The sequence below is a fragment of the Chitinophagaceae bacterium genome (assembly GCA_016717285.1).
Classification (GTDB): domain Bacteria; phylum Bacteroidota; class Bacteroidia; order Chitinophagales; family UBA10324; genus JACCZZ01.
In genome coordinates this window covers 2,205,213-2,231,639 of sequence record JADKFU010000005.1, presented here as the reverse complement: position 1 = coordinate 2,231,639, position 26,427 = coordinate 2,205,213, and the positions used below count along the sequence as shown (strand labels likewise).

General features: G+C 41.4%; 18 protein-coding genes. 14 read left to right on the top strand and 4 right to left on the bottom strand.

Annotation, left to right across the window (positions count from 1 at the left end):
- Window positions 1–244: 244 nt before the first annotated feature.
- Window positions 245–3,364 (top strand): T9SS type A sorting domain-containing protein, encoded by a 3,120-nt coding sequence (locus IPO83_18815; protein ID MBK9733309.1) that lies wholly within the window; start codon window positions 245–247, stop codon window positions 3,362–3,364.
- 171 nt (window positions 3,365–3,535) lie between these two features.
- On the opposite strand, the gene IPO83_18810 is transcribed toward IPO83_18815, so the two are convergent.
- On the bottom strand, window positions 3,536–4,753 hold the full coding sequence (locus IPO83_18810; protein MBK9733308.1) for a T9SS type A sorting domain-containing protein: 1,218 nt from the start codon (window positions 4,751–4,753) through the stop codon (window positions 3,536–3,538).
- 271 nt (window positions 4,754–5,024) lie between these two features.
- On the opposite strand from IPO83_18810, the gene IPO83_18805 reads away from it, so the two are divergent.
- Window positions 5,025–5,612, top strand: coding sequence for a hypothetical protein (locus IPO83_18805; protein MBK9733307.1), 588 nt, complete (start codon window positions 5,025–5,027; stop codon window positions 5,610–5,612).
- 111 nt (window positions 5,613–5,723) lie between these two features.
- Here IPO83_18805 and IPO83_18800 read toward each other — a convergent pair whose 3' ends face one another.
- Window positions 5,724–7,667, bottom strand: a complete 1,944-nt coding sequence (locus IPO83_18800; protein MBK9733306.1) for a fibronectin type III domain-containing protein — start codon at window positions 7,665–7,667, stop codon at window positions 5,724–5,726.
- Window positions 7,668–8,217: 550 nt separating this feature from the next.
- Between IPO83_18800 and IPO83_18795 the strand changes: the two genes are divergently transcribed.
- The 3 genes from IPO83_18795 (at window position 8,218) to IPO83_18785 (ending at window position 10,577) form a co-directional block, all read left to right on the top strand.
- Window positions 8,218–8,871, top strand: a complete 654-nt coding sequence (locus IPO83_18795; protein MBK9733305.1) for a dienelactone hydrolase family protein — start codon at window positions 8,218–8,220, stop codon at window positions 8,869–8,871.
- An 82-nt stretch (window positions 8,872–8,953) separates the two neighbouring features.
- Window positions 8,954–9,130, top strand: coding sequence for a hypothetical protein (locus tag IPO83_18790; GenBank protein MBK9733304.1), 177 nt, complete (start codon window positions 8,954–8,956; stop codon window positions 9,128–9,130).
- A 130-nt stretch (window positions 9,131–9,260) separates the two neighbouring features.
- Window positions 9,261–10,577, top strand: coding sequence for a hypothetical protein (locus IPO83_18785; GenBank protein ID MBK9733303.1), 1,317 nt, complete (start codon window positions 9,261–9,263; stop codon window positions 10,575–10,577).
- 469 nt (window positions 10,578–11,046) lie between these two features.
- On the opposite strand, the gene IPO83_18780 is transcribed toward IPO83_18785, so the two are convergent.
- The gene (locus IPO83_18780; protein ID MBK9733302.1) at window positions 11,047–11,529 is read right to left on the bottom strand and encodes a nuclear transport factor 2 family protein; all 483 of its coding nucleotides are present in this window, start codon (window positions 11,527–11,529) and stop codon (window positions 11,047–11,049) included.
- 253 nt (window positions 11,530–11,782) lie between these two features.
- On the opposite strand from IPO83_18780, the gene IPO83_18775 reads away from it, so the two are divergent.
- The 7 genes from IPO83_18775 (at window position 11,783) to IPO83_18745 (ending at window position 19,617) form a co-directional block, all read left to right on the top strand.
- Complete coding sequence (locus IPO83_18775) at window positions 11,783–12,112, top strand: hypothetical protein (GenBank protein MBK9733301.1); 330 nt, start codon at window positions 11,783–11,785, stop codon at window positions 12,110–12,112.
- 147 nt (window positions 12,113–12,259) lie between these two features.
- Entirely contained in the window at window positions 12,260–13,009 is a 750-nt protein-coding gene (locus tag IPO83_18770) for a TerB family tellurite resistance protein (GenBank protein MBK9733300.1), read from the top strand.
- A gap of 19 nt (window positions 13,010–13,028) precedes the next feature.
- Complete coding sequence (locus tag IPO83_18765) at window positions 13,029–13,289, top strand: LysM peptidoglycan-binding domain-containing protein (protein MBK9733299.1); 261 nt, start codon at window positions 13,029–13,031, stop codon at window positions 13,287–13,289.
- Window positions 13,290–13,309: 20 nt separating this feature from the next.
- Window positions 13,310–13,714 carry a lipocalin family protein gene (locus IPO83_18760; GenBank protein MBK9733298.1) on the top strand — a complete coding sequence of 135 codons (405 nt, stop codon included), beginning with the start codon at window positions 13,310–13,312 and terminating at the stop codon, window positions 13,712–13,714.
- A 1-nt stretch (window position 13,715) separates the two neighbouring features.
- Window positions 13,716–14,072, top strand: a complete 357-nt coding sequence (locus tag IPO83_18755) for a phage holin family protein (protein ID MBK9733297.1) — start codon at window positions 13,716–13,718, stop codon at window positions 14,070–14,072.
- Between the two features lie 511 nt (window positions 14,073–14,583).
- Window positions 14,584–18,417 carry a T9SS type A sorting domain-containing protein gene (locus tag IPO83_18750; GenBank protein MBK9733296.1) on the top strand — a complete coding sequence of 1,278 codons (3,834 nt, stop codon included), beginning with the start codon at window positions 14,584–14,586 and terminating at the stop codon, window positions 18,415–18,417.
- A 414-nt stretch (window positions 18,418–18,831) separates the two neighbouring features.
- Complete coding sequence (locus IPO83_18745) at window positions 18,832–19,617, top strand: prolyl oligopeptidase family serine peptidase (protein ID MBK9733295.1); 786 nt, start codon at window positions 18,832–18,834, stop codon at window positions 19,615–19,617.
- A gap of 116 nt (window positions 19,618–19,733) precedes the next feature.
- Here the strand turns inward: IPO83_18745 and IPO83_18740 are convergent, their stop codons facing one another.
- A complete protein-coding gene (locus tag IPO83_18740) occupies window positions 19,734–21,617 on the bottom strand; it encodes a tetratricopeptide repeat protein (protein MBK9733294.1) in 1,884 nt (627 codons plus the stop codon).
- An 894-nt stretch (window positions 21,618–22,511) separates the two neighbouring features.
- Here IPO83_18740 and IPO83_18735 point away from each other — a divergent pair.
- A complete protein-coding gene (locus tag IPO83_18735; protein MBK9733293.1) occupies window positions 22,512–25,646 on the top strand; it encodes a hypothetical protein in 3,135 nt (1,044 codons plus the stop codon).
- A 42-nt stretch (window positions 25,647–25,688) separates the two neighbouring features.
- Entirely contained in the window at window positions 25,689–26,348 is a 660-nt protein-coding gene (locus IPO83_18730) for a response regulator transcription factor (GenBank protein ID MBK9733292.1), read from the top strand.
- Window positions 26,349–26,427: the final 79 nt, after the last annotated feature.

Below are 26,427 nucleotides of genomic sequence, written 5' to 3'. Positions count from 1 at the left end.
AAATCGCAATTGCATAACAGCTTCCAGTGCCCCTATCTTTGTTCTTATAATGGCTTTCAGCTTTCCTGGTTTAATTTTTTGATCAGTACGCTGAATTCAATTCCCGATAAGTTTTTTTCCTTTTAAATTTTTTTTATCACGCAAATGTAACCGGCTGGTATTGTTGATTCCTGAAACTGTTTAAAGAGTTCAAAGAATCTATACTCGCCTTTTTATTCAACTCATCTAAAAATCAAAAAAGCACATGAAAAAAGCAATCTACTTTTTTTTACTGTTAGCAGCAGGATTAACAGTAAGCATCACAAAGACATACGCTGTACCGAATGTGAAACTCACCACTTCTTCCGTGGCAGTGGCTGATTGGAACCAGGGCACTTCCAATGTAATTGTATACCCAGTTCTAATGGAAGTTACCAACGATCCTGTAACGGTGAACAACATCACCTTCACCATGACCGGAACACACGACAACAATGACCTTACTACTGCAGCCATTTACTTTAATGCAACTGCACCTAACCTGACTGGTGCTTCATTCTTAAATTCTACCTCGGCAGCTTTTGCTGCACCGCACACTTATTCCGTTTCCATCAATCGTACCTTATCAGCCGCAACGCAGGGGTATTTTATTGTTGTTGCATCCATTAGTTCTACCGGTACCGATAACCATACCGTACAAATCGATGGTGCTATTAATCCTGTCACATTTGGATATACAGTTGTTCCAATTATCGACAACCAGCAATCCAATAAAGCAAAGGCGCAGAAGATACAGGCAGCCGATATTGTTTTGACTTCTTCAACGGTTGCAATAGCTGATTGGAACCAGGGAACTTCCAACGTGATCGTCTATCCGGTTTTAATGGCTGTTTCCACTGAGCCGCTAACGGTGAATAACATCACTTTCACGATGAGTGGAACACACGACAACAATGATCTTACAACCGCAGCCATTTATTTCAATGCTACTGCACCTAATCTTTCCGGTGCTTCATTTTTAAATTCTACTTCTGCTGCTTTTGCTGCGCCGCATACCTATTCTGTTTCCATCAACCGTACAATATCTGCAGGAACACAGGGCTACTTTATTATCGTCGCATCGATCAGCAGCACAGGATCGGATAACAAAACCTTTCGAATAAACGGAGATACTGACCCCGTGATTTTTGGATATACCACCGCGCCAAACATAGATGATCAGCAATCCAATAAAGCTAAAGCACAGAAGATACAGGCAGCCGATATCGTCTTGACGTCTTCTGCGGTGCCAATAGCAGGATGGAATCAGGGAACGTCCAATGTGATTATCTATCCGGTTTTAATGGCTGTCACCACTGAACCTGTAACGGTGAACAACATCAATTTCACAATGACCGGAACTCACGACAACAATGATCTTACCACTGCCGCCATTTATTTCAATGCTACCGCACCTAATCTTTCCGGCGCTTCATTTTTAAATTCTACTTCTGCCGCTTTTGCTGCACCGCATACTTATTCTGTGTCTGTTAACCGCACCATATCTGCAGGAACTCAGGGGTACTTTATTATCGTCGCATCCATCAGCAGCACAGCAACAGATAACAATACCGTGCAGATCAACGGCAATCTCAACCCTGTTACATTCGGATTCACCACTGCACCCAATGTAGTTAACCAGCAATCCAATGAAGCAAAAGAGCAGAAGATACAGGCAGCCGATATTGATTTGACTTCTTCTTCCGTGGCAATAGCTGATTGGAACCAGGGGACTTCCAATGTGATCATTTATCCTGTTTTAATGGCTGTTTCCACTGAACCTGTAACGGTGAACAATATCACTTTCACCATGACAGGAACACACGACAATAATGATCTTACGACTGCAGCCATTTATTTCAATGCTACCGCACCTAATCTTTCCGGTGCTTCATTTTTAAATTCTACTTCTGCCGCTTTTGCTGCGCCGCATACTTATTCTGTTTCTATCAACCGCACTATATCTGAAGGAACACAGGGTTACTTCATTATTGTCGCATCCATCAGCAGCACAGGAACAGATAACAATACCGTGCAGATCAATGGCAATCTCAACCCTGTTACTTTTGGATTCACCACTGCACCCAATGTAGATGACCAGCAATCCAATGAAGCAAAAGCGCAAAAGATACAGGCAGCCGATATTGTTCTGACATCTTCTACAGTGGCAGTGGCTGATTGGAACCAGGGAACTTCTAACGTGATCATCTATCCTGTTTTAATGGCCGTTTCCACGGAGCCGCTAACGGTGAACAACATCACTTTCACCATGACCGGAACACACGACAATAATGATCTTACCACTGCCGCCATTTATTTCAACGCTACCGCACCTAATCTTTCCGGCGCTTCATTTTTAAATTCTACCTCTGCTGCTTTTGCTGCTCCACATACTTATTCTGTCTCTATCAATCGCACCTTATCAGCAGGAACACAAGGCTACTTTATTATCGTCGCATCGATCAGCAGCACCGGAACCGATAACAAAACCATTCAAATTAATGGCGATACTGATCCTGTGACTTTTGGATATACCACTGCACCTAATATAGATGATCAACAATCTAACCAGGCAAAAGCTCAGAAAATCCAGGCCGCTGATTTAGTTTTAACTACGTCGTCTGTTGCTGCAGGAAATATTTTACAAGGAAGTTCGAACAACATTATTTATCCGGTTTTGATGGCAGCGTCCACCGAACCCGTGACGGTAAATAATATCCAGTTCACATTTACCGGTACGCATGATAACAATGATCTTACTACTGCGGCTATTTATTTTAATGCAACGGCACCGAATCTTACAGGCGCTTCATTTTTAAATTCTACTTCAGCCGCTTTCGCTGCGCCGCATCTTTATTCAGTGTCTGTTAACCGGACGATTGCTGCCGGAGACCAGGGTTATTTTATTGTGGTAGTAAGCGTAAATGCGACTGCTACTTTGAATAACACGGTTACAATAGACGGAGCAGTCAATCCGGTGACCTTTGGTTATACCACTGCACCTAACATTACCAATAATCAAACTAATGCCGCAGGAATCAAAACCATCAAGTTGGGCTTTGCAAAAGAAGTGAATGCTGCTGGTTTTACTTTGAATGAAATTTATCCAAATCCTGCAACCGCTTCATTTAATTATTCCTTATCAGGAGAAGAAGGTCAAAGCGTGCTGGTGCGTCTGATCGATCATAGCGGTAAACTGGTGATGAGTGAAAGGATGCAGATCCATTCGGGTGAAAACAGTTTCCAGATGAATGTTTCTCACTTAGCGAATGGCGCTTACTTCCTGGTTGCTTCGGATGATCAGCAAGGCATTCGGTTAAGTAAACAAATCGTGGTACAACATTAAGGTTGACATCATGTAATTATCAAGCTGCTGTTTCACTTTGAGACAGCAGCTTTTTTATTTAGGAAGGAAGTAATCTGATCTTTGTATTACTATGCATTTCATGATTAGTGATCGTGCAATAATGTAGTGGATTTTGAAATTTCAGGAGACGTGGGCAGAGGAAATAGCAACTCAATCCTTCACCACTTTCCTCCACTCATTAAAATTGTCTCCAGTAATTTTTATAAAATAAATTCCGGCAGCGAAATCAGCAACCTGAACAACTGTTGTCTCCATCATGTCGCCATAGAATACAACCTGGCCTGTTGTAGTAAGAATTTCAAAAAACAGTTTTTCCTTGTTTGTTTTATTTTCAATGATCAATTCATCCGCAACAGGATTGGGATAAATGATGAACTGCTGTAATTGTAAATCAGGAACTGCGCTTGGGATAATTAATGTGCAGTCAGAAGTATCGCTGCAGAAACCATCAGAAACATGAACAGCATAACTGCCGGGTGTGGCAGTGTAGCTCTGCGCAGTTGCACCTGGAATAATGGCAAAATTATTATTACAGTCAAGCCACTGGTAGGATGCACCGTTTAAATTGGAAGTAATAACATTATCGTCAACAGTCACCGAGACCGGACCTCCGGTAAAGTTTGAGGAAGAGCCATTCATAGCAAGGTTAACAGTCGTGATGGTGCAGATACCTTTACCTCCGGCAAAAGAGGTAATGGTTGTATTATTTCCATTTGGTATTCCATTGTTGAAATGAAAATATTCAAGCAAGCCGTTTTCAGAGCCTGAAACTTCGGGAACGACCCTGTTATTAATTTCTGCTGCAGTAAGCGGATAATTCCATACACACCATTCACCGAATTGCCCGTTGAGAAATTGCAATTGCGTTGATGGTCCATTGTGTTCACATCCTAAAACAAGATTGGCAGCAGGGGAGGTGGTATAAGAAATGAGATCGATGGTTCCATTGTAGGTTAATGTTTGTAATACGCCGTTGATATACAATTTCAAACGGGTGTCGTTGGAAAGTCCGTTCCCATCATACACGATTGCTAGGTGATAAATATTTGTAAGGCATGGAATAAATGAACAAGTACCCCAATTGCCATTTGACAAAAACAAGTAAAAAGCTCCGGCCCATCTTTGAAGCACAATGGTTCTGTTGTTGTCGGCATTTCGCTGACCGATTAACGTGAAGTCTCCTGAGTTGCTGTCAAAATGAACTCTCATTTCCACGGTAAACTGAGATTTACCAGCCAGGATGTTATCAGTTCCGAAATCTAAAAAATCATTACTGCCGTCGAGATCAATCCAGGTTTTATCGCTTTGTGCTTCGGCAAGTGATGTGATTAAAATCAGGAATCCCAAAAGTAGTAGTAGCTTTTTCATGATTCATTTGTTGTTGTCATCGGTATTTATTCGTGCTGATTTGTCAGTTTACACAAGGTAGTGAAAAGTATATTGCTTTTTTGAACCGGTATGCCTTGTTACAATACTCTGAAAAAATGTGTTCGAAAGATTAAAAGAGCGAGGACGATTTATTCATAACTGAAAATGCAATTGGATAAATACATTTCCTTACGTATAGCTTAATTACTTAGGGGATTCAAAACTTACATTTACATCATATAATTTAATATCTTTCATAAAATTCGATCAAATGAAAAAGCCAACTGCAACCAACCAGAAAAGTGAAAAGGCCATGAAGCTGATTTCACTCAATAACCCTGTAGTACGTGATTTAAACGTCGATGTTGATTTGCCGAAGAAATATACATCAGTGCAATTAAAACAGATGATTGATGCGGCCGGAGGCACATATAAATTTGTTCAAACCTATCTTACATTGTCCGCAGCAAAAACAATAGATGTGAATAAAGGATATCTTACTGCCGTCGGCTGCAATAGTTTTTTCCCAACTGAACCAGTTATTGATTTTCCATTTGGAAGTAGCGACTTCAGCGGTAAAGTGGAAGTGTGGCTTACGAATGTAAAGAACGGAGATTCCTTCACGGTACAGTTCCGGGTAAGTGTCGGGTTTGCTCCCGGTAAATCCGGTGAGTGGAGGATAGGTAGCAGCGATACCCAGTCGCACTTTGTTGCTATGGTGCCGGTTTACCAGAGTATCGATTTTTATATTCCCCCTATTACGAGCGGAATGAATATGAGTCTGATTACGCTCGAATCAAAATTCAATTCAGATGGCATGTGGACTTTTAAGGATGTGATTGTCACCAAACTCCAGTGACAAGCAAGTTTGCGCGAATGCAGTCATGTCATTCGCGCAAATCATGTGTTTATCCGGCACACTTTAAATTTCATACTTTCCTCTAAAACCGGAATAGGTTAGTTACAAATCCTAATGCTGAACAATAAACTTACTACTGGCAGAGACTGAACCACATCGGATGAGGCAAATATATAAGCCCGGCGCAAGATCTTCCGTATTCAATTCAATCTTCATGAGCCCGGCTTGGCTTTCCATCAGATCCTGTTTTTCCATTCTCACCTTACCGGTAACATCCATCACAGCAAATGAAACCGGAAGGCCTTCCGCATTCCAATATTCCACCGTTGCACTTGCATTAACCGGATTTGGATATACGTTTATAGTTGTTGATGTAATCGCAACGTCAGGTGTGTCACCGAGGCGGCAGTTCTGTGTTTTCTTTTTCTTGGTTGCCCACGGTGTTTTGACATTCGTCAAATCGCAAACAGCGCGCACCGAGAAGCTGTATTGGATGTTGGGTTGAAGGCCGCTAAACAGGTAACTGTTTACATGTCCCTGGTTACCCAGTGTGGTCCACGAGGGTGCGGTAGTAATTTTATAGCGTACCTCATAGGTGCTGAACAGGTTTCCTTCCCATTTCAGGTTGGCGCTGTTGGGTGAACAGGAGGTGGTTACGCTAAGTCCGGTTGGTTCGTCTATGGCGCATTGTGCAGGAATCTTCTTTGCATAGGCCTGAGATGAATTGGCTTCGAAGAAAAGAAGCGTTTCGAAATTATCCAGCGGAAGCATCGAACCATTGTTGAATAAGTAATTGATAGGCGCTGTAATTGTCAATCCGGTTGCGCCTGCTTCAAGCGTTCCCGTTGCACTGATCAACTGAAACTGACCATATAACGCGTTATTCGAAAAAACAGATAATCCCACTTTTACTCCTCCATTTACACCCGGAGCCAGATCATGCGTGTATGCGTTGTGGGTCGACACTTTTACACCCTGTGGCGTCCATTGTTTTACGCCACTGCCATTCAGCCGCTGCGCATAAATGTAGCCGTAACCGTCCATCGTTCTTGCGTCGAGCCAACTCATAAAACATCCTCCTGCTCCATCAGTAATAAGAGCAGGTGCGCTTTGGGTACCCACCGTATCGCAGACAATCAGTTCATTGCTGCCCCATTGCTTACTGCCGTTTTTATTAAATTTTTGAGCGGCCACGCCATCACCACTTCCATAACTGAACGCCCAGGATGCGATAAAACTGCTGTTGCCATCGCTGATGAGGCGAATTGTTCCGGACAACGCATTAACAGGATTCAGTACAATACCGGCGGTATCCAGTTGCCGGACTCCACTTGCATTGAGCCGTTGCATTCTTGCCCTGTGCTGAAGCCAGTCGTGCCAGCAAATGATGTATCCATTGTTCCCATCGCTTACCGCTACCGGCGCCCGGTGGTCAGAATAAAAATTTCTCACAATGCTTCCTGCCGCTCCCCATTGCTTGCTGCCGTTATAGCTGATCTTTTGTGCCCTGATACCTTCTGAACCTCCGCTCACAACACAACCAGCCGTTATAAAAACGCCGCTACCTGTATTCAACATACAAACTTCCGTCTGGCCAATGGACTGATCATAAGTAAAAGGTTGCACGCTGCCATTCCAAAGTGCCGCGCCGGTGGAATCAAAATGCTGGATCAGTACGTTGTAACCGCTGCCTCCGTCCTGAACGGCTACATAACAGCCACCTGATCCGTCTTCACATATTCCCATCGGATATTGCGCGGCAGAAACATTGTACGCTACTGCAATACCTGAACTGCCCCACTTTACCTGGCCGTTCTTATCAGTCCGGTTTATATAGGTATGGTTTTGACCGGTGGAATTTTCAATCTGAATCCAGGAATAAATTGCACCGTTCTTCCCATCCTTACAAAAGTAGAAACCATTGTTCCAATTTGGATTCGGGTACGCATTAATGGCATTGTCAACCGCAGGAATGGTGGACCATTGTGCATGTAAATAATTGCCGGAGGTTGAAAAACCTAACAGGGCAAGAAGGGTATAAAGTCTGTGTTTCATTTTTAAAAGTTGTTTTTAATGAAGTGATGTAATGAAGTTTTTAACTGGTCGATTGAAATTCATTTCACGCTTATTATTTATAAATCAGGAAAGAAATCGAATCGCATGTTAAAAATAACGTGGCGATAACAGTTCCGCAATTGCAATTGGTAAACGGCCATGTTGGGTTAGTAAACGGTTATTAAATGGGGCAACAGGTAAGAACATAGAAGAAAACACACCCTGTTTGTGTGCATATCCAACAGAAAAATCATTTTTATACTTCCGTTCTTTGCTTGAACAATTTGAGGGAAGGTCGCGCAATACACGTTACAAAAATATCCGGGAACGACACAAAGCTAGATTACCTTTTTTCCTTTCCGATCTTTGCGAGCGAATTTTTTTTAAAACATTTTTGGTAATGAATTCGGTACTGTAAACAGAAGCAAACACTGACGATCCTTTGTATTTTGCAAATCGTTCAGACAGCCTGCATTTATTTTTATAGTTTGTCGTACAACGAGCAGCAAAAGTTGGAGCTTCATCCTGTAACAGTTCTTATCTTCACCTGATGAAAAGTAAACAGGTTTCGATAAAAGTTTCTTCAGAGATCGGTTCTGTTTCGGGAGCATATCTCATTCCTGAAAAAAATTTTGGTGTAATGACGCTTGCACATGGTGCAGGTGCCGGCATGAACCATCCTTTCATTACCACCCTGGCAGCATCACTTGCTGAGAAAGGCATTACGACGCTGCGTTTTAATTTTCCCTTTACAGAAAATAAAAAAGGAAGGCCTGATGTTCCTGCGGTCGCGCATAAAACAATCGAAGCTGCGATCAGAAATGCAGAAAAACAATTTCCGAAGTTGCCATTGTTTATCTCCGGTAAATCGTTCGGTGGAAGAATGAGCTCACAATATCTGGCAACTCATAACAATGCTAAAGTGAAAGGAATTATTTTTTACGGCTTCCCGCTTCACGCGCCCGGCAAACCCTCGATGGAAAGAGGTGATCATTTAAAAGAAGTAAAGCAACCCATGCTTTTTTTATCCGGCACCCGCGACGAATTCGCTACGCTGGTTCTTCTCGAAAAAGTTTGCTCATCTCTCCAAAATGCAACTTTACTAAAAATCGAAGGAGCGAATCATGCTTTCAAAGCCGGTAAGCTGAACTCGGTGGAAATACTTGCTAACGCAACAAAGGACTGGATGGCTAAGATGATTTGATGAGGATCGGATTTTAAAATAGGATGCTCAACTATACAGGTTTTACGAGTGTTCGAAACTTTTGAATTTCTTTTCTGGATCTATGGAGAAAGATTTTTTCCTGAATTATAGTGAACTTTCATCGATATTGAAAGTGACTGAAGTATTTTTCTCTCAGCAAAAAATCAGGATCTGTAACCAGGGGAAAACATTCACATCAGCGCAAACATTTACAAGAGTGCTTCGTAATGTTTGTGCAACAGGAACAACTATGACGTAAGTGAAACATACATTTAAACCATAAAAACATAAGCTGAAAAAAAGGAGTGACGTCCACTAATCAATGTCGGTTGAGCCAACTAAAAATAGAGTAGATAAAATAAGTATTTTTGCATCCAAATTAACATAGAATGAAAAAGAACTTTTTATACAGTTTTATCGCGGTGTTAACCATTAGCTTGTTATCTCATCCTGCCTTTTCTCAAAAAGAAAATGCTGCAGCAACGGATTCCACATTGTTAGGTTTGCCGGGAGACAACCTGGATTTGTATGCTGTATTGGATCTTTTTCAAAATTCCAAGACTATTGAGGAATTTGAAAAATCATTAAACCTGGAAAAAACAGGAATTAATAACCTTGATTTGAATCTGGATAAAAAGGTTGATTTCATAAAGGTAATTTCAAAGAAAGATGGTGACGACTTCACCTTTGTACTTCAGGTGGATGTGACTGAAAGTGAAAAACAGGATGTGGCGGTAATATTAGTTTCTAAAGACAAGGACAAAAAAGTTACGGTGCAGGCTGTAGGCGATAAAGATCTGTATGGCAAAGATTATATTGTTGAACTGACGGAATCGAAAACCGCCGCCGTTACTTCCAATCCCGGATATAAAGGCACTGACACTGTTATTGTAAGTGCTCCCGCAACAACTACCACTGTAGTAGTTCAATCTGCGCCGATCGTTCAGTATGTGTATTCACCGGCGTATGTCCCTTATGCTCCGCCTTACTATTACGGATATTATCCACCTTATTTTGCAGCATTTTCAGTAATGGCTATTGGTATCTATGCCAGCAATCATTATCACTATCATGGTTACGGTGGCTATGGTTATCATGGCAATACAACAGTCATTCACAACACCAATAATTACAATAATTACAATAGTAACAGAAATACCTCCAGTACTGTGGACCGTAATAATTCGAATGGTAATTACAGGAATAATAATGGAGCCGCGGCAACACGTCCGTCAAATGGATCTTCGACAGGAAGTCGCCCTGGAGCATCTACCGGTGGCGGTTCGGTAGGAAGTCGTCCGGGTGCCTCTTCCGGTACTGGCACATCGGGCGGTTCAGTTGGAAGTCGTCCGGGATCTTCATCGGGATCTTCGGCTGCAACTCGTCCTTCATCCGGTTCATCAAGTGGAACACGTCCTTCAACCGGGTCATCAACCGGTACTCGTCCTTCAACGGGTTCATCAAGTGGTACACGTCCTTCAACGGGTGCATCAAGTGGAACACGTCCTTCAACCGGAACTTCTCAATCCAGGCCCAGTTCAAATGGAGCATCCCGTTATAGTACTGGTGGAGGTGGCTCACGTCCTTCGGGCGGGAGTTCGATGAGTGGATCTCGGCCTTCCGGAGGCGGTGGTTCCATGGGAGGAGGAGGAGGCCGGTCAATGGGAGGCGGTGGTGGAAGAGGTGGTGGCGGTGGAAGAAGATGATTAATTATTTCCTGTTTCAGACCTTAGATTAACCCATTAAAAATAATTTTTATCCCTGATAGCATTTGATGTTATCAGGGATTTTTTATGATCATACCGGCTTCAACGCGTAAAAGTAAATTTAGACAACTTACAATCTGTTTTGAAATCAATTAATTTTTTTACAATGCTCTTTGGAACACCCTTCGGCTGCGCTCAGGGTTCGGCTTTGCCAGAAGCGCACCCTGAGCGCAGCCGAAGGGTAAGCGATGTAACAATTATATTGATTGATTTCAAAACAACTTCTTAGAAGCTACTATGATTATTTTTTTTTGTTACACCGCTTAACCTTTGACTTCACGAAGGGTGTCAATAATTCAATACTGTAAAACCAAATTTGCATTTCAAAACAAGTTCTTACAATATAACAAACAAAAAAGGCCGTCCGAAAATACATTTCGGACAGCCTCGAAAAATATGGAGTCTGCTATTATTCCAGCGGAATATCAGAGGCACTCATTTCTCTTACGCTAACATATTTTCCGTTTCTTTTCTCAAATAAAACCATGTAATTACCTGAGTTAATCAGCGCATCAGAAGAGTCAACCAGTGTGTAATAGCCAAGTTCAAGAACTTGATTTCCATCATTGGAAGGAAAAACTTCATTGGTTACAAATGAAATCTTATTGCCAAAGGAAGAGGAGTCAATCCCTGCCTTTATATATTCTACAATCGCGGCTTTGCCAACTAAGGGTGCTCTGTTTTGCGAAAAGGAAATTGCATCATCTGCATAGTAGCCAATGTTTTTCGCTACTCCTGAATTATAGGTAGCAGCAAATTCATTCTCCTTATCTTGAATTTCTTTTTTTACTTGTTCTTTATCAATTACAGGTGCCGGTTTCTGGGGATTACAAGCCATAAATGAAATCACAGCAATTACTGATAGTCCTTTAATTAAATTTTCGTTTCTCATAAAAAAGTTGGTTTAACAAATACCTGCTGATGAATTTGATCAGCCGGATTTCGGGCGACAAGTTAAAAACAAATTAGCGGATATTCCCTGCCTAACCTCGCTATCGTTGTTCCTCATAAAAGTTTTGGGAACGCAAGCTGAATAAAGCCGCTATGATTAAACCATAAATTAATTAAACAATTTAGTAATTCAACCATTTTAATATTGCGTTAGAAGGTCGCGCAGTTTTGTTCGCTCAAATAATTCCCCGGTGGTGGAAACAAAACCTGCCACTGAAACGATTCGTTCCCCTGATATAGAATCTCCTGCAGAGACACAAGTTGTGAATCAAGATACAAGAGTGCATGTTTCTCCTAATCCTTCTAATGGAAATTTTGTTGTCCGGTTTATTGCGCCTGAAAGCGGAAAAGCAGGCATCACTATCAAAGACAGTAAAGACAATGGTGTCCTCAGCATTGAAACAGCTACCACTGCGGGTAAAAACGCAGTTCCTATAAATATCACAGGATACGCACCTGGCATTTATTCAGTTACCGTTTCGGGAGCAGGAGCCTACGGTACTGTTTCAGTGACAGTAGAGTAATAAATAATAAATAGTAATGCGTAAAGAAGACTGCTTCAAATGAGGCAGTCTTTTTTATTAGATAAGTTCTGATTGTATAGAGCATCCATTTTGCTAAATGGCTTGTGTCCATTTATACCTTGGTATGAATTTCGACTTGCGGATGGCATGAATAATTCTGAAAAGTTACTCAAAGACTATAACGACCTTGAAAAAGGCGCTTATTTAGGAGCAATTGCTTCCATTGCAACAGCAGATCATTCCGCTACGGAGGAGGAAATAGAATTCCTCCGCGCGTTGGCGGAATCAGCAGATCTTTCAGAGGAGCAGGAAGAAAGTATTGTGCGGGCTGCGAAAGAGCTTTCCACTGATGAACTGGAGCGCTGCCTTGACATTCTTAAACAAAGTGACCTGCGGTTTTCACTGCTTACCGATATCATCAGCTTCGCAAAGAGTGATGGAAAATATTCCCCTGAAGAGCAAAAAAATGTTGAGGAAATTGCTCAGCGTCTTGACATTAACCGGCAGCAGTTTTCTCTTCTTGATCAGTTTGTAGATAATGCGAGAGAAAAAGGAAAAAGTGAAGATGAAGTTGCACGTCCGGGAATTTTAGAATCTCTTGGTCTTAGTGATAAATTCAGGCAAGCAGGAATCAACACTCCGAACTTTACGAAAGGATTGCTTGGAATTGTCGGCCCGATGCTCATCGCAAAACTGCTGAGCGGTGGCATGCAGGGAAGAAGAAATTACAACAGTGGCATGCTTCGCAACCAATTGGGTCGTAGAAATTTGAATACAAACGCGATGGGAGGAATAGGATCACTTATTTCTTTATTGAGTAGTGGACGAGGTTATAATAGCATGGGAAATGTGCTGTCAAAATTAACGGGACAACAAAACAGGCCGCGATCTTTTTAAATTAAAAAAAATTATATCTATGGGACTAATGGATTTTTTCCAAAAAGGAAAGGAGAAACCGGTTGAAAAGAAAACCGTTGCACCACCGCCGGTGATGAGCGTTCCTCCTGCAGCACATGCTCAGCGGGAGTATGAAGTGAAGGCGGGAGATTCGCTATCAAAAATCGCACAGGCTCACTACGGTGATGCGAATGAGTGGAGGAGAATATTTGAAGCTAATAAGGAGGTCATTAAGAATCCGGATCTCATTCATCCCGGTCAAAAAATTATAATTCCATAATTCATAAAAAACAGAAACTTATGAAAATCTCAATCTTTGTAATGGCGATGCTGTTTGTTGTTGGATTTACTGCGTGTAAAAATGATGTTAAACATAACGATGCCGACAATAATCCTTCTCAAATGATATCAGGCGCTTCTCAAAAAACATGGCATGCCACGCGTGAAACGGATGCTGAAGGAGACAAGGATAAAATAACGCGCGATGAACAAAAAGAAACGATCACTTTTTACAGCAATGGAAAAGTTTCTATGAGCAGTCCGATGGAAACACGGGAGGGTACCTGGAGTTATGATGGAACCATGTTATCGTGGCAATATGAAGGGGCCAGTGTTTCTGAAAACTTCACGGTGAAAGAGTTGACAGATAATACCATGAAGATAACTGCGGGCGATGGTTCTGAGATGACTTTAAAAGCTGATTGAAGTGAATTTTCTGCTCGAACTGCTTATTAATGCAGGTTTACTTTTCTTATTGGCTTACCTGCTGCCATCCGTTGATATCAAAAGTTTTGGAACAGCCATAGCAGTTGCATTGGTGATAGGCATTCTGAATGCTACGGTGGGATTTCTGCTGAGATTACCAATGAATATTGTTACGTTAGGTCTTCTCTCATTTTTTGTCAGGTTGCTGGTGACTGCAATTGTCATCATACTCACTGATAAGTTGTTTAAGGGATTCACAGTGAAAACATTTTCTGCTGCTGTAATTATTGCCTGCACGATGGCTGTTGCAGGCACTTTGGTTTCCTATTTATTCTGGCCATCGGCAACTTCTTACTGATTCTTCACCAATTCTTTTTTGCCTTCTGTTAGGTAAATAAAAGGTAAAAGAAGATCATAACACTTCTGGAGAATTATTAAAATGGTCGTATTGAATGCTGTATGGTTAGCAAAGAAAACCAAGCCGGCTTTTCAAATCTCTTCTTACCAGGAAAGTTAATGCTATTGACAAACGAAGGCCTCTTCAACAGGTTGTAAATATATTTATAGCGCTGTATTTTGTTAGGAACAGAAACAGAAGCAGGCTCTCCTGAAGCCGTTTTTTCAAAATCCGGAAGCAGCCACCTGACTTATTACCTGACACTCTTATAAATGAGAAATATCATCCATTTACATGATTACCGTCATGGATCCAAAAGCAAGATGAATTCAACTTTGTTTGTCACTGAAAGCAAGACGTGGTATGTCAACATCTCTGAGCGAAAAAGTTAGTTTACAAAGTTCGCCACCAGATTTTATCAATCCATCCTTCCGTATTCTTATTTCTAACCTTTTACAAAATCAATGCTCATATGAAAAATCTAATCACACTTTCAATCACTGTTCTTTGTTTCACATATTCAATTGTAACCGCACAAATAACAGCGCCTGAAATTCAATGGCAAAATACTATTGGCGGGAGTTCATATGATAACCTGTCATGCATGATTCAAACTACTGATGGAGGATCCTTGCTTGGTGGCACTTCACAATCGGGTATTTCAGGGGATAAAACCGAACCAAGCCAATGGAGTGAAGGTACAGATTACCATCAGGATTATTGGGTAGTAAAACTGGATGCTTCCGGTAATATTCAATGGCAAAATACTATTGGAGGCGATGACCTGGATCAATTAACTGCTGTTATTCAAACTACTGACGGCGGTTACCTGCTTGGTGGAGGATCAAGATCAGATATTTCAGGTGACAAGACCGAAATGCACTATGGGGGCAGTAATGATGATTTCTGGGTGGTGAAACTAGATAGCTTGGGAAATATTCTATGGCAAAATGATATTGGTGGCACCGGCCATGAAGAATTGGGATCTGTTATTCAAACTACGGATGGAGGTTATCTGCTTGGCGGCAGTTCCTTTTCGGGTATTTCAGGAGATAAAACGGAAGCGAACCAAGGTTCTGACTATTGGGTGGTGAAACTGGATGGTTCCGGTAACATTTTATGGCAAAACACTATTGGCGGGAATAACGATGATCAATTGAATGATGTGATTCAAACCACTGATGACGGTTATCTGCTTGGTGGTTTTTCGTCTTCCGGAATTTCGGGAGATAAAGCCGAAGCGAGCAAGGGTGAGAGTGACTATTGGGTGGTGAAACTGGATGGTTCAGGCAGCATTCAGTGGCAAAATACTATTGGAGGGAGTGGAAATGATTTTCTGATTTCTGTTATTCAAACCAATGGTGGAGGATACCTTCTGGGCGGAACTTCATGGTCAAACATTTCAGGAGATAAAACCGAAGAGAGCCAGGGAATTTCGGGATATACTGACTATTGGGTGGTGAAGCTGGACGGCTCCGGCAATATTCAGTGGCAAAATACAATTGGCGGGAATTCAGATGATGGTGTGTTTTCTGTTATTCAAGCCAATGACAGTGGTTATCTGATCGGAGGCACTTCGTACTCCGGTATTTCAGGAGATAAAACTGAAGTGAGTCAGGGTCAGCATGACTATTGGGTGGTAAAATTAAATGATAATGGCAATATTGAATGGCAAAATACCATTGGCGGCAATTATGATGATAATCTCTATTCCGTTAGTCTGACGGTGGATGGTAATTACATATTGGCAGGTGAATCAAGATCGGACATTGGGGGAGATAAAACAGAAGCCAACCAGGGCCCATTTGGTACTTTTGATTATTGGGTGGTGAAACTTATATGCAATGGTTTCACGCTTTTTGCTGATGTGGATGGCGATACCTACGGCGATGCTGCCAACAGCAACTTCAATGCAAATTGTTCTGTGCCGTATGGTTATGTGTTTAACAACCTGGATTGCAATGACAGCAACTCAGCAATTAATCCTTCAAAAATAGAGGTATGCAGTAATGGAATGGATGATGACTGCAACACGTTGATTGATGACAATTGTCCTGCAGAAGGCACTCCGGAAATTCAATGGCAAAATACTATTGGCGGGAATTCAATTGATGAACTGTCATGCGTAATTCAAACAACTGATGGTGGCTACCTTATAGGGGGCGGTTCAGAATCCGGTATTTCAGGCGATAAAACAGAAGTTTGTCAGATTTTTAGTGATTATTGGATAGTCAAGCTCAATAATACTGGCACAATCCAGTGGCAGAATACCATCGGCGGTACTGGAGCAGATTACGTACGATCTATTGTTCAAACTGATGGTGGTTACCTGATTGGAGGCATTTCCTTTTCTAATATTTCAGAAGATAAAACAGAGAATTCTCAGGGTGACTATGACTATTGGATTTTGAAACTTGATGTTGCAGGCAATATAGTTTGGCAAAATACAATCGGTGGTAATAAGCTGGATGAACTAAAGAATCTTGTTCAAACAACCGACGGTGGTTACTTGCTTGGAGGTTATTCACATTCCGGAATTTCAGGAGATAAAAATCAACCAAGCAAAGGTTATGCTGATTATTGGGTCGTGAAGCTGGACGCTTTAGGCAATATTCAGTGGCAGAATACAATTGGTGGTAATAGTCAGGATTTTTTAGGTTCTGCTATTCAAACCACTGATGGCGGATACCTGCTTGGTGGTTCTTCTTATTCCGGCATTTCAGGAGATAAAACCGAAGCGAGCCAAGGATCTGCTGACTATTGGGTGGTGAAGCTGGACGGTTCAGGCAACATCAAATGGCAGAATACTATTGGCGGCACTGGCAGTAATTCTCTGGCTTCAGTAATACAAACCATTGATGGGGGTTATCTCCTTGGCGGTAGTTCTGATTCCGGCATTTCAGGGGATAAAACAGAAGCGTGCAAAGGCTATGAGGATTATTGGATAGTGAAGCTTGATAATTCAGGCAATATTCAATGGCAGAATACAATTGGAGGTGACTCACATGATTATCTGAACTCCGTAATTCAAAACAGTGATGGGGGGTTCGTGCTTGGTGGGTCTTCATTCTCAGGAATCTCAGGAGATAAAAATCAAACAAGTAAAGGTGATTATGATTATTGGATGGTGAAAGTGGATGATTCAGGCAACATCGAGTGGCAGTATACCAGTGGCGGCAGCAGCGTTGATTACCTGCGTTCAAACATTCAAACATCCGATGAAGGTTACCTGATCGGTGGCACTTCACAATCCGGTATTTCTGGCTCTAAAGATGAAGAGAGCCAGGGTTCTGATGATTATTGGGTGGTAAAATTTTCTTCAGCGCCATGTATTGGCCTTACTGTTTTTGCAGATGTGGATGGTGATAACCATGGTGATCCCTTCAGTAGCTTTTTTGCAGCGGATTGCATAGTGCCTGCCGGTTATGTATTAAGTGGTGGAGATTGCGACGACGGCAATGCATCCATCAATCCTTCAACAGCTGAAGTATGCGGTAATGGAATCGATGATAATTGCAATGCATTGATTGATGACAATTGTGAAGACTGCACTGGATATGCTGACAACGACAATGATAGTTATGGAAATGACAATGATACGATCATCGCACAATACTGCATTATGCCGGCCGGTTATGTTTTAGACAATACTGATTGTAATGATTCAGATGCATCTGTGCATCCCGGGGCCATCGAATTACTTAATAACATCGATGACAACTGCGATGGTCAGTTTGACGAAGGATTTTGTATAAGTCCGCTGAACCTCTCAGCAAGCAACATCACTCCTGTTTCCATCCTGCTATCATGGAATTCCAACTCTGATGCTAACAGCTATAAATTAAGATACAAAGTAAAAAAAACTGATACTTGGGTCATCTTGGATAAGATCCCCGATGAAGTCAAATTTATCAATGAACTTTCTACAGGCACAGAATACGCGTGGCAGGTAAAAGGAGTGTGCAACAGGCATCCATCAGTAACTTCTGATTGGTCAGATAAAGCATTCTTTACCACTGCTCCAATGAAAGCCCGCGGTGTTATGCCATTGCAATCAGGCTTTGAAATTTACCCTAATCCTTCCTCCGCAACCACCACCATTCATTTCATCCTCACATACTCATCGCAAGTGACGTTGAAAATTTTTGATGTGAATGGAAAGGAAGTATCCAACCTGGTAAATGAATCAATGGAAGCAGGGGATCATTCCTTATCAATCAACACCGTTCAATTTTCAAAAGGAATGTATTTCGTACAAATGATTTCGGAAGAAGGCATTCGAATGGAAAAGCTGATGGTGCAGTAATTTTTTCAACGAGAAAAAAATGTCAAAAGTCAGTTCACCCTCTAACTCCAAATTGCGCACGGGTTAAGGTTTTAATATCAACTGTTAGCCATTTTATGAGAAGCCGTTTCACCAACCTGAAGCGGCTTCATTTATTTTGCAACAATTGCACGATTTAGCATTATCCATAAAAAACCTTAGAAATAGTTTCAAATTGCGTGAAGTTTTTTTTTGAAGGAGCCTAAGTGTAACATTCCGATTTTGCTTTCTTTAATAAAATGTCAGATATAAATGATTGCACAAAAAAATATTTATGAATGATTTTTAAATAGTACGTGGTTGTAAGAAAAGTGAACTCTTGCCGTAAATGCGGCTGGCTTTTTTTAGAAATTATTATATTACATGAAGTAATCAGACATTCAGAAAAACAAAAAAATGAAACGTTTATCATCACCATTTTCCATCCTATGGGTGTTGCTTTTTTGTTGCGGCAGTACCACCTATACTTTTTCACAACCGCCTTTATTCAGTTATGAAATGTATACCTCTGCAAAAGGAGATACCTTAAAATACAGGATGCTAAGTCCGGATTATGACACTATGCGCAAGTATCCGCTGGTGATTTTTTTACATGGATCCGGCGAGCGGGGCAGTGATAACAATGCCCAGCTAAAATGGGGCGTCTTGAATTTTTCCACAGATCAGAATATGAAATTGCATCCTGCTATTGTGGTGGCACCGCAATGTCCTGACAATAGCAGTTGGGCTAATTTCGCTGATCGAAACAGCAGTGTCAAGTTTAATCCTTCACCAGCTAAACCCATGGTGCTTTTGAGGGAACTTATTCAGCAGCTTATCACACAATACCGCGTTGATACGAACCGTATTTATATAACCGGACTTTCGATGGGTGGGTTTGGCACGTTTGACGCACTGGCAAGGTATCCTGATTTATTTGCAGCAGCGGTACCGGTTTGCGGCGGAGGTGACGCATCAAAAGCTTCCCTGATCTCGCATATTCCAATTTGGATTTTTACCGGTGCTGAAGATCCTGCCGTAAGTCCTGAACTGTCGTTTGAAATGGCAGGAGCTTTAAATAAGGCTGGCGCTCATCCGGGCTATACACAATATCCCGAAGTTGGCCATTTCTCCTGGATAGCAGCTTACAGCGATCCGATGATGATGGAATGGTTGTTCAGACAAAACAAGAAGGACAGGTGACATTCAGAGACGAAAAGTTGAATGGTAGCACTACCATGCCACAATATTCCTTACTGTTGGTAGGATGCAATGCAATTCTGTGTGAAGTTATTTTTTTCTGACCCATCCATCGCTCATCACAACTCCGCAAAATACATATCAATCACTCCCTTATTTTTCGCCTCAATTTTCCCCCTGTGCACACATTTAAATCGTTCTTTTACCAATTCATAGGTGCTGCCGCTGATGTTTACTTTACCTACTTCACTGTTTTGTTCCATGCGGGCAGCAGTATTTACGGTGTCGCCCCAGATGTCATAAGCGTATTTTTTCAGGCCTACGATACCGGCCACCACAGGTCCGGTATGAATTCCTATCCGCAACTCAAAAGGGATTTCTTCTTTGGCCTCTTTCTCTTTTTTTCGGATAAACATAAAGTCGCGTATTTCAATTGCAGCCCTTACCATATCGACGGCATGTGTATAGCTTGAAACAGGCAAACCGCTTGCACAGAGATAGGCATCACCTATAGTTTTTATTTTTTCTATTTTGTATTTCTGAATGATGTTGTCGAAGGCGCTGAAGCAATAATGTATTTCATCGACCAATAATTCGGCGCTTACCTTTTCACTGACACGTGTGAAATCTTTGAAATCGGTGAACATAACGGTCACCATCGTAAACGCTTTGGCTTTAGCTCTTCCGGTAGTTTTCAGTTCATCTGCTACTTCGGCCGGAAGAATATTGAGCAGTAATTCTTCGCTGCGTTGTTTTTCTGCATCGCTCTTTTTTTTCTCTTTGCCAATCCTGTTGCGCTGACGATAAACTACTGCTAAAAAAATAAGCGCACCGGCAAGCCCTGCCGCTATTGAATTGCGGATATTGCGTTGTCGTATGTAGCTTTTTTCCTGCTGTGCTTTTGCGGCTGCTTCCTTTTTATCGAATTCATATTGCATGGCGGTTTCGGTCAGCTTCTTATTCTTCTCGATATTAAATACAGAATCTTTGATGGTGGCATAGTTCTTAAAACTTTCCAGTGCGCCTTTTTGATCTCCAAGCAATGACTGTATCTCACTCAACTTTTCATAATTGCTGAACAATGTATTTAACTCCCCGATTTCCCTCAGTATAACTATTGCACTATCTGTGTAAGCCCTGGCCTGTTGCAATGCCCTCGCCTCACTGCCGGCAAATAGTTTATTGAGCTCCTCTTTTTTGCTGTCTTTTGCGATAGCTAAATAGGTTCCTCCAATATCGCCGAGGTTTGTTGCCATTCCGATTTTAAGGCCCAACTCTTTACTGATCTTTAATGCTTTAAAATAATACTCCAATGCTTTGAGGTAATTCCTTTGATTGTTATAAACAGCTCCGATATTTCCGAGGTTTCTGGCGATACCGTTTTTATCTCCCAGTTCTTCACATAACTTCAGCGCTTTTGTTTCATATTCCAATGCTTTTGGATAATCTGAAAGGCTTCTGTATATCTCGCCGATGTTGCCAAGATTGGAAGCTATTCCGCTGGTATTTCCTTGTTCTTCATCTATCTTATTTGCCTTAAGCATATACTCCAACGCTTTAGGAAAATCTTCCTGGCTGTTATACACAATACCGATATTGCCAAGTGTACGTGCCACTCCGCTCTTGTCACCCAGTTCATCATCTATCTTTAATGCGTTAAAATAATATTCCAGTGCTTTGGGAAAATCGGATTGGTACCAGTAAACAACTCCAAGATTACTGAGCACCCTTGCCATGCCTGACCTGTCTTTCATTTCCTCCACCTGGTCCAATGCTTTTAAAAAATAATCCAGGCTTTTTGAATATTCGGATTTTCCAAAGCAGTAGTTGATACCTATCGTTCTGTTTGCATTGGCAATTCCTTTTTTCCAATTGAGTTTTTCCGCAAGTTGCAATCCCTGATTTCCATATTTTAAAGCCATATCAGGATCTGTTAGGGTGTAGTTATAGCTAAGATTAATCAGGAGGTTCACCTTGCCCGTATCTTCGGTTGCCGTTTGCAATTCGGAAAGGAGGGAGTCAATAAGTGCTTGCCCCTGCTTTTGGGCAAAAGAAAAAACCGGAAGTAACAGGATCAGTAAAAAAAGTAAATAGGATTTTTTTCTTTGCTAAATATTACCGTTCGGCAGGTTTAAAATTGATAATGATAGTTGCGAAATTTTTTCTCCGGTACCGTGAAGGTCTGTATGATTGCTCATCATTGCAGTCATTTTTTAAATTTTTCTCAACGGGTTCGTACGCTAATTTTTTTGCAATTTATAAACCCTGAAGTAATTGTAAAAAATTAATCTGAAAGTTATTGGATCATGGATTTGATTCAGTTCGATATGCATCTATAAACAGCTGGAAAATATTATATTCCCTTAGAATCTCCTATGAAATCAATTAATTTTTTTACAATGCTCTTTGGTTCGGCTTTGCCAGAAGCGCACCCTGAGCGCAGCCGAAGGGTAAGCGATGTAACAATTATATTGATTGATTTCAAACAACTTCTTACAGCGGATGAAAAATTCAGGAAATGAATCAGGATAGTATCAGGAACTTATAGGCAGCTATAGAATTTTGTATGAAGCACCTTTAAACGAAAATGTTGAAGTACTTACCGTAGTTCATGGTGCACGTCTCCTGCAGAATAAATTGAGATTGAAATTAGGATTGCACAATCGCCATTTAGCGCAAGCGTGGATTATTTTATTCAAATCTCCGCTTGATTGGAATTCTAAAACAAGATCAATGAAATTTTTATGCCGTCGACGATTGACTCCGCGTCAAGGTTTTGAGTGGGGCAATTGTACATGGCGAATATTGATGGATTGCAAATCCGCCATGCCTGGCATCTCCACCTCACACATATTTTTCTTTAAGTATATTGTGTTGCACCTGTATTCCATTTTTTCATGCCTCTCCTGATTTTACTGCTTTCATTTTTACTGCTCTCCTTCCAACCCGGAATGGCGCAGGAAAAAGTTATTGCGTTAAAGCACCTTACCTCGCAAGATGGCCTTTCCGATAACCGTATCACCTGCATGCTGCGCGACAAGCAGGGATTCATGTGGTTCGGTACGAAAGATGGACTCAACCGTTATGATGGCCGCGATTTTTATGTCTTCCGGAATCGTGTGAATGATTCCACCTCGCTTTGCAGCAACAACATAACCTGCATTGCTTATGATGATGACTCCTTACTATGGATCGGTACTTCTACCTCAGGATTTTGCTCTTATGATTTCAGAATACAAAAATTCAAGACGTACAATAGAAGTAGCTCAGGGCTTTTCACAAATAGTATTAACGTCATTCGTTTTGATTCCGGGAGAAATGCACTTTGGCTTGGGCTGAACAATGGAGGCCTGCAACTTTTTAGCCTGGAAACAAAACGTCTCCTGCCACTGGAAACAAATGGCCTTTTAGAATTTGAAAACCTTCCCGGATTAAGAAGTGCGTATGACGTTCTAATAAAGGACTCAACAGTATTTATTGCCCTCTTAACCCAATCATTAAAAAAGTTAGGTGACCTTCCTGTACCGAAGCCAAGGGATTTACCGATTACAGGTGCTTTAACAATTAATGCAGCATTGGTGGCAAGCGACGGGTATATCTGGTGTGGTGCCTGGGACAATGGCCTTCATCAATTCGATGAGAATGCGGAACTGGTAGCGAGCTATATTTTTGACGGGACCGAAAAGCTGAACTTTTCGAGTGATGAAATCATCAGCATTGCGGAAGATGCCAACAAAGTCCTGTGGTGCGGCACCAAGGCGTCAGGGCTTCATTTCTTCGATTTAAAAAAGAAAACATTCCTCACTGATCAACATGCTCCTGAAATAGTCACCTCGAGAATTTACTGCATTTACCGTGATGACTTTAACCGGATGTGGGTTGGAACGGATCAGGGCTTGTATGTTTACGATCCGCTTCAGAATCAGTTCGAGGTAACACTGCTTCCCGTTCCTGATGAAAAAATCAGTTGCAGGGTATTCGATCGTGTTATTACAAAAGCCGGAACTGAATACATCGCGTCTGCATGTGGTTTGTTTTACCGCAACAAAGCAGAAAAGCGATACCACTTTAAATCTTTTGACTACAGGCAGGAAAGGTTACAACTTACCAGCATTCACTTAAGCATTGATGGTAACATTTTCATCGGAACGAATAAAACGATTTTTATTCTCGACACCTCTTCGGTCGAATTGAAGATGATCCCGTCTAATCCCAAAATTGATGACAAGGGTTTCTATTCGATTTACTCTTCACGCATCAACTCCATCACAGACCTCCGGATTGGTGAAAGGAATTTAATGTGTGGGTTAACCTATGGCCATACTGCTGTGCTGGCTGACCTGGAACGTAAGAATTTATTCAGGCTTCTGCAAGGTCGCGGCGACACGGTGATCATTGAAAACCTTTTCCGCAAAGTATTTATGGATTCAAAAAACCGAATATGGATTTGTGGCGCATCACAGGGAATCACCCAGTTTATACTGCCTCCGGAATTTGATCCTGGCCTGATTCCTTTCGCGGATACCATCACGCATGATCTCCTGCTTTTTGAACGCGAGTGGAAAAACAGGAAGGTGAATGAAGTAATGTATGTGAATGATGTCTATGATCTTGCGGAGAATAACGACGGGAGCTTTTGGCTGACCTCAGAGGTTTCAGGGCTGATCAGGTTTTATCCGGAAAATGATACTGCTCCGTTTTCTTTCGTAAAAGGTGAATATAAATCACTGCAGGGTTTGGCAAAGCAGGATGATAATCATCTTTGGATCATTACTTCCAAAGGTCTGCTGAGCTACGACGTAACGAAAGAAGCGTATAAGCTATTCGATTCGAAACAAGGTATACCACAAGGCATTGCTGGACATTTTTTCAACGACAATGATTCAACACTTTCTGCAGGTTTTGAAGGAGGTTTTCTTTCATTCAATCCGCACCAGATTCAAAGAGATGAAGAAAAGCCCCGCGTACAGCTCACCAGGTTATGGGTGATGGATGAAGCGGTTGATTCTCTTTTATTAAACAAACTGGTGCTGCGATATGACAGGAACTTTCTCCGGTTCTATCTTTCCTCGAATTGTTTTTCAAATAATGACCAGGTCACTTACATCTATCAATTAACAGGCATTGACCATGAATGGAGAAACAATGAGAACAATCCATTTATCACCTACACCAATTTACCTCCGGGAAATTATGAGCTTAAGTTTAAAGCCATCAACAGTGATGGTGCAGAGAGTGAAGTATATTTAATTCCAATTTTAATAACGCCGCCGTTTTATAACACCGTTTGGTTTTATTTGATAGTGATATTGTCAGTAATAGCTGGCGTGTATGCATTGTATCGTTACAGGATCAGGCAGATTTTAAAAATCCAGGAGGTCAGAAATAAGATTGCGCGTGATCTGCATGATGATATCGGTTCCACATTGGGCAGCATCAGTTTATTCAGCCAGGTGGCCAGCGTAAAGCTGATGCAGGAAAAACCTGAAGAGACAATGACCATTCTTGACAAAATAAAAATCTCTTCGCGTGAAATAGTTGATAAAACCAGTGATGCGGTTTGGGCGGTGAAAGCAACAAATGATACGCTGAAGAATTTAGTGATCAGGATGGAAAGCTATGCTGCGACACTATTAGGCGCAGCAGGAATTCAGTTTAACATTGAATATGACCAAAGCATCGGTGAAGCTAAACTGGAAATGACCAAGCGAAAAAACCTCTTCTATATTTATAAAGAAGCGCTTCACAACATTATAAAATATGCAGATTGCACAGAGGTAATAATCATCATTAAGAAGGACGGAAACAAATTAGCGATGACCATCATGGATAATGGAAGAGGTTTTAAACTTCATGATAATAAAGACCAGGCAACTCTTGATAATTCCATATTAGAGGAAGGAAGATTGTATAATGGCAACGGCATTAAAAATATGCAAACGCGTTCTGACGAGATTGGTGGAAAATTACGAATAGATTCAGCGCCTGGAAAAGGAACCAGTATTCAGATTGAATTGAAGATTTCACCATAAATGGTGATTGATAGTCATTACGTCAATATTCACTTTTGTACAATGTCAATTTCAGAGAATAAGATTTTACGAATCATCATCTTTGATGATCACAAAGATGTGCGTGATTCCGTGGAAGTGCTTTTATCTACTACGCTCCATCTGGAATTCACTGCAGGTTTTGAATCCTGCAATCACCTCATTAAAGAGATCGAAGTAACAAGGCCTGATGTGGTGCTGATGGATATTGATATGCCTTTTATGAATGGAATAGATGCCGTCAAATTGCTTCGAACAAAGTTTCCCGATCTGCCTGTGCTGATGCTTACCGGCTTTGAGGATGATGAAAAAGTTTTCGACTCCATTTGTGCAGGTGCCAATGGTTATGTGCTGAAGAATGCCAACATGGAATCACTTCTTCAATATATAAATGAAGTCTATTCAGGAGGCGCGCCGATGACGCCTGTTATCGCGCGAAAAGTGCTTGACCAGTTTTCAAAACTTCGTCCGTCGAAAGCCGAGCACGATGAATTCAATAGCCTGAGCTCCCGCGAAAAAGTGGTGCTGAATCTTTTGGTAAAAGGAAAATCCTACAAGATGATTGCTAATGAGCTCTTCGTCAGTTTTGAAACGGTACACTCACATGTCAGCAGGATATACAGGAAGCTGCATGTAAACTCTGTTGCAGGTGCGGTGTCGAAAACGATATCGAAGGGTTATTGAAGTGACCCACAGCGTAAACTAAGCGGTTTTCCATTACTGAGCAATTTCACCATAATTGGTGATAGGAGAGATTCCCCAC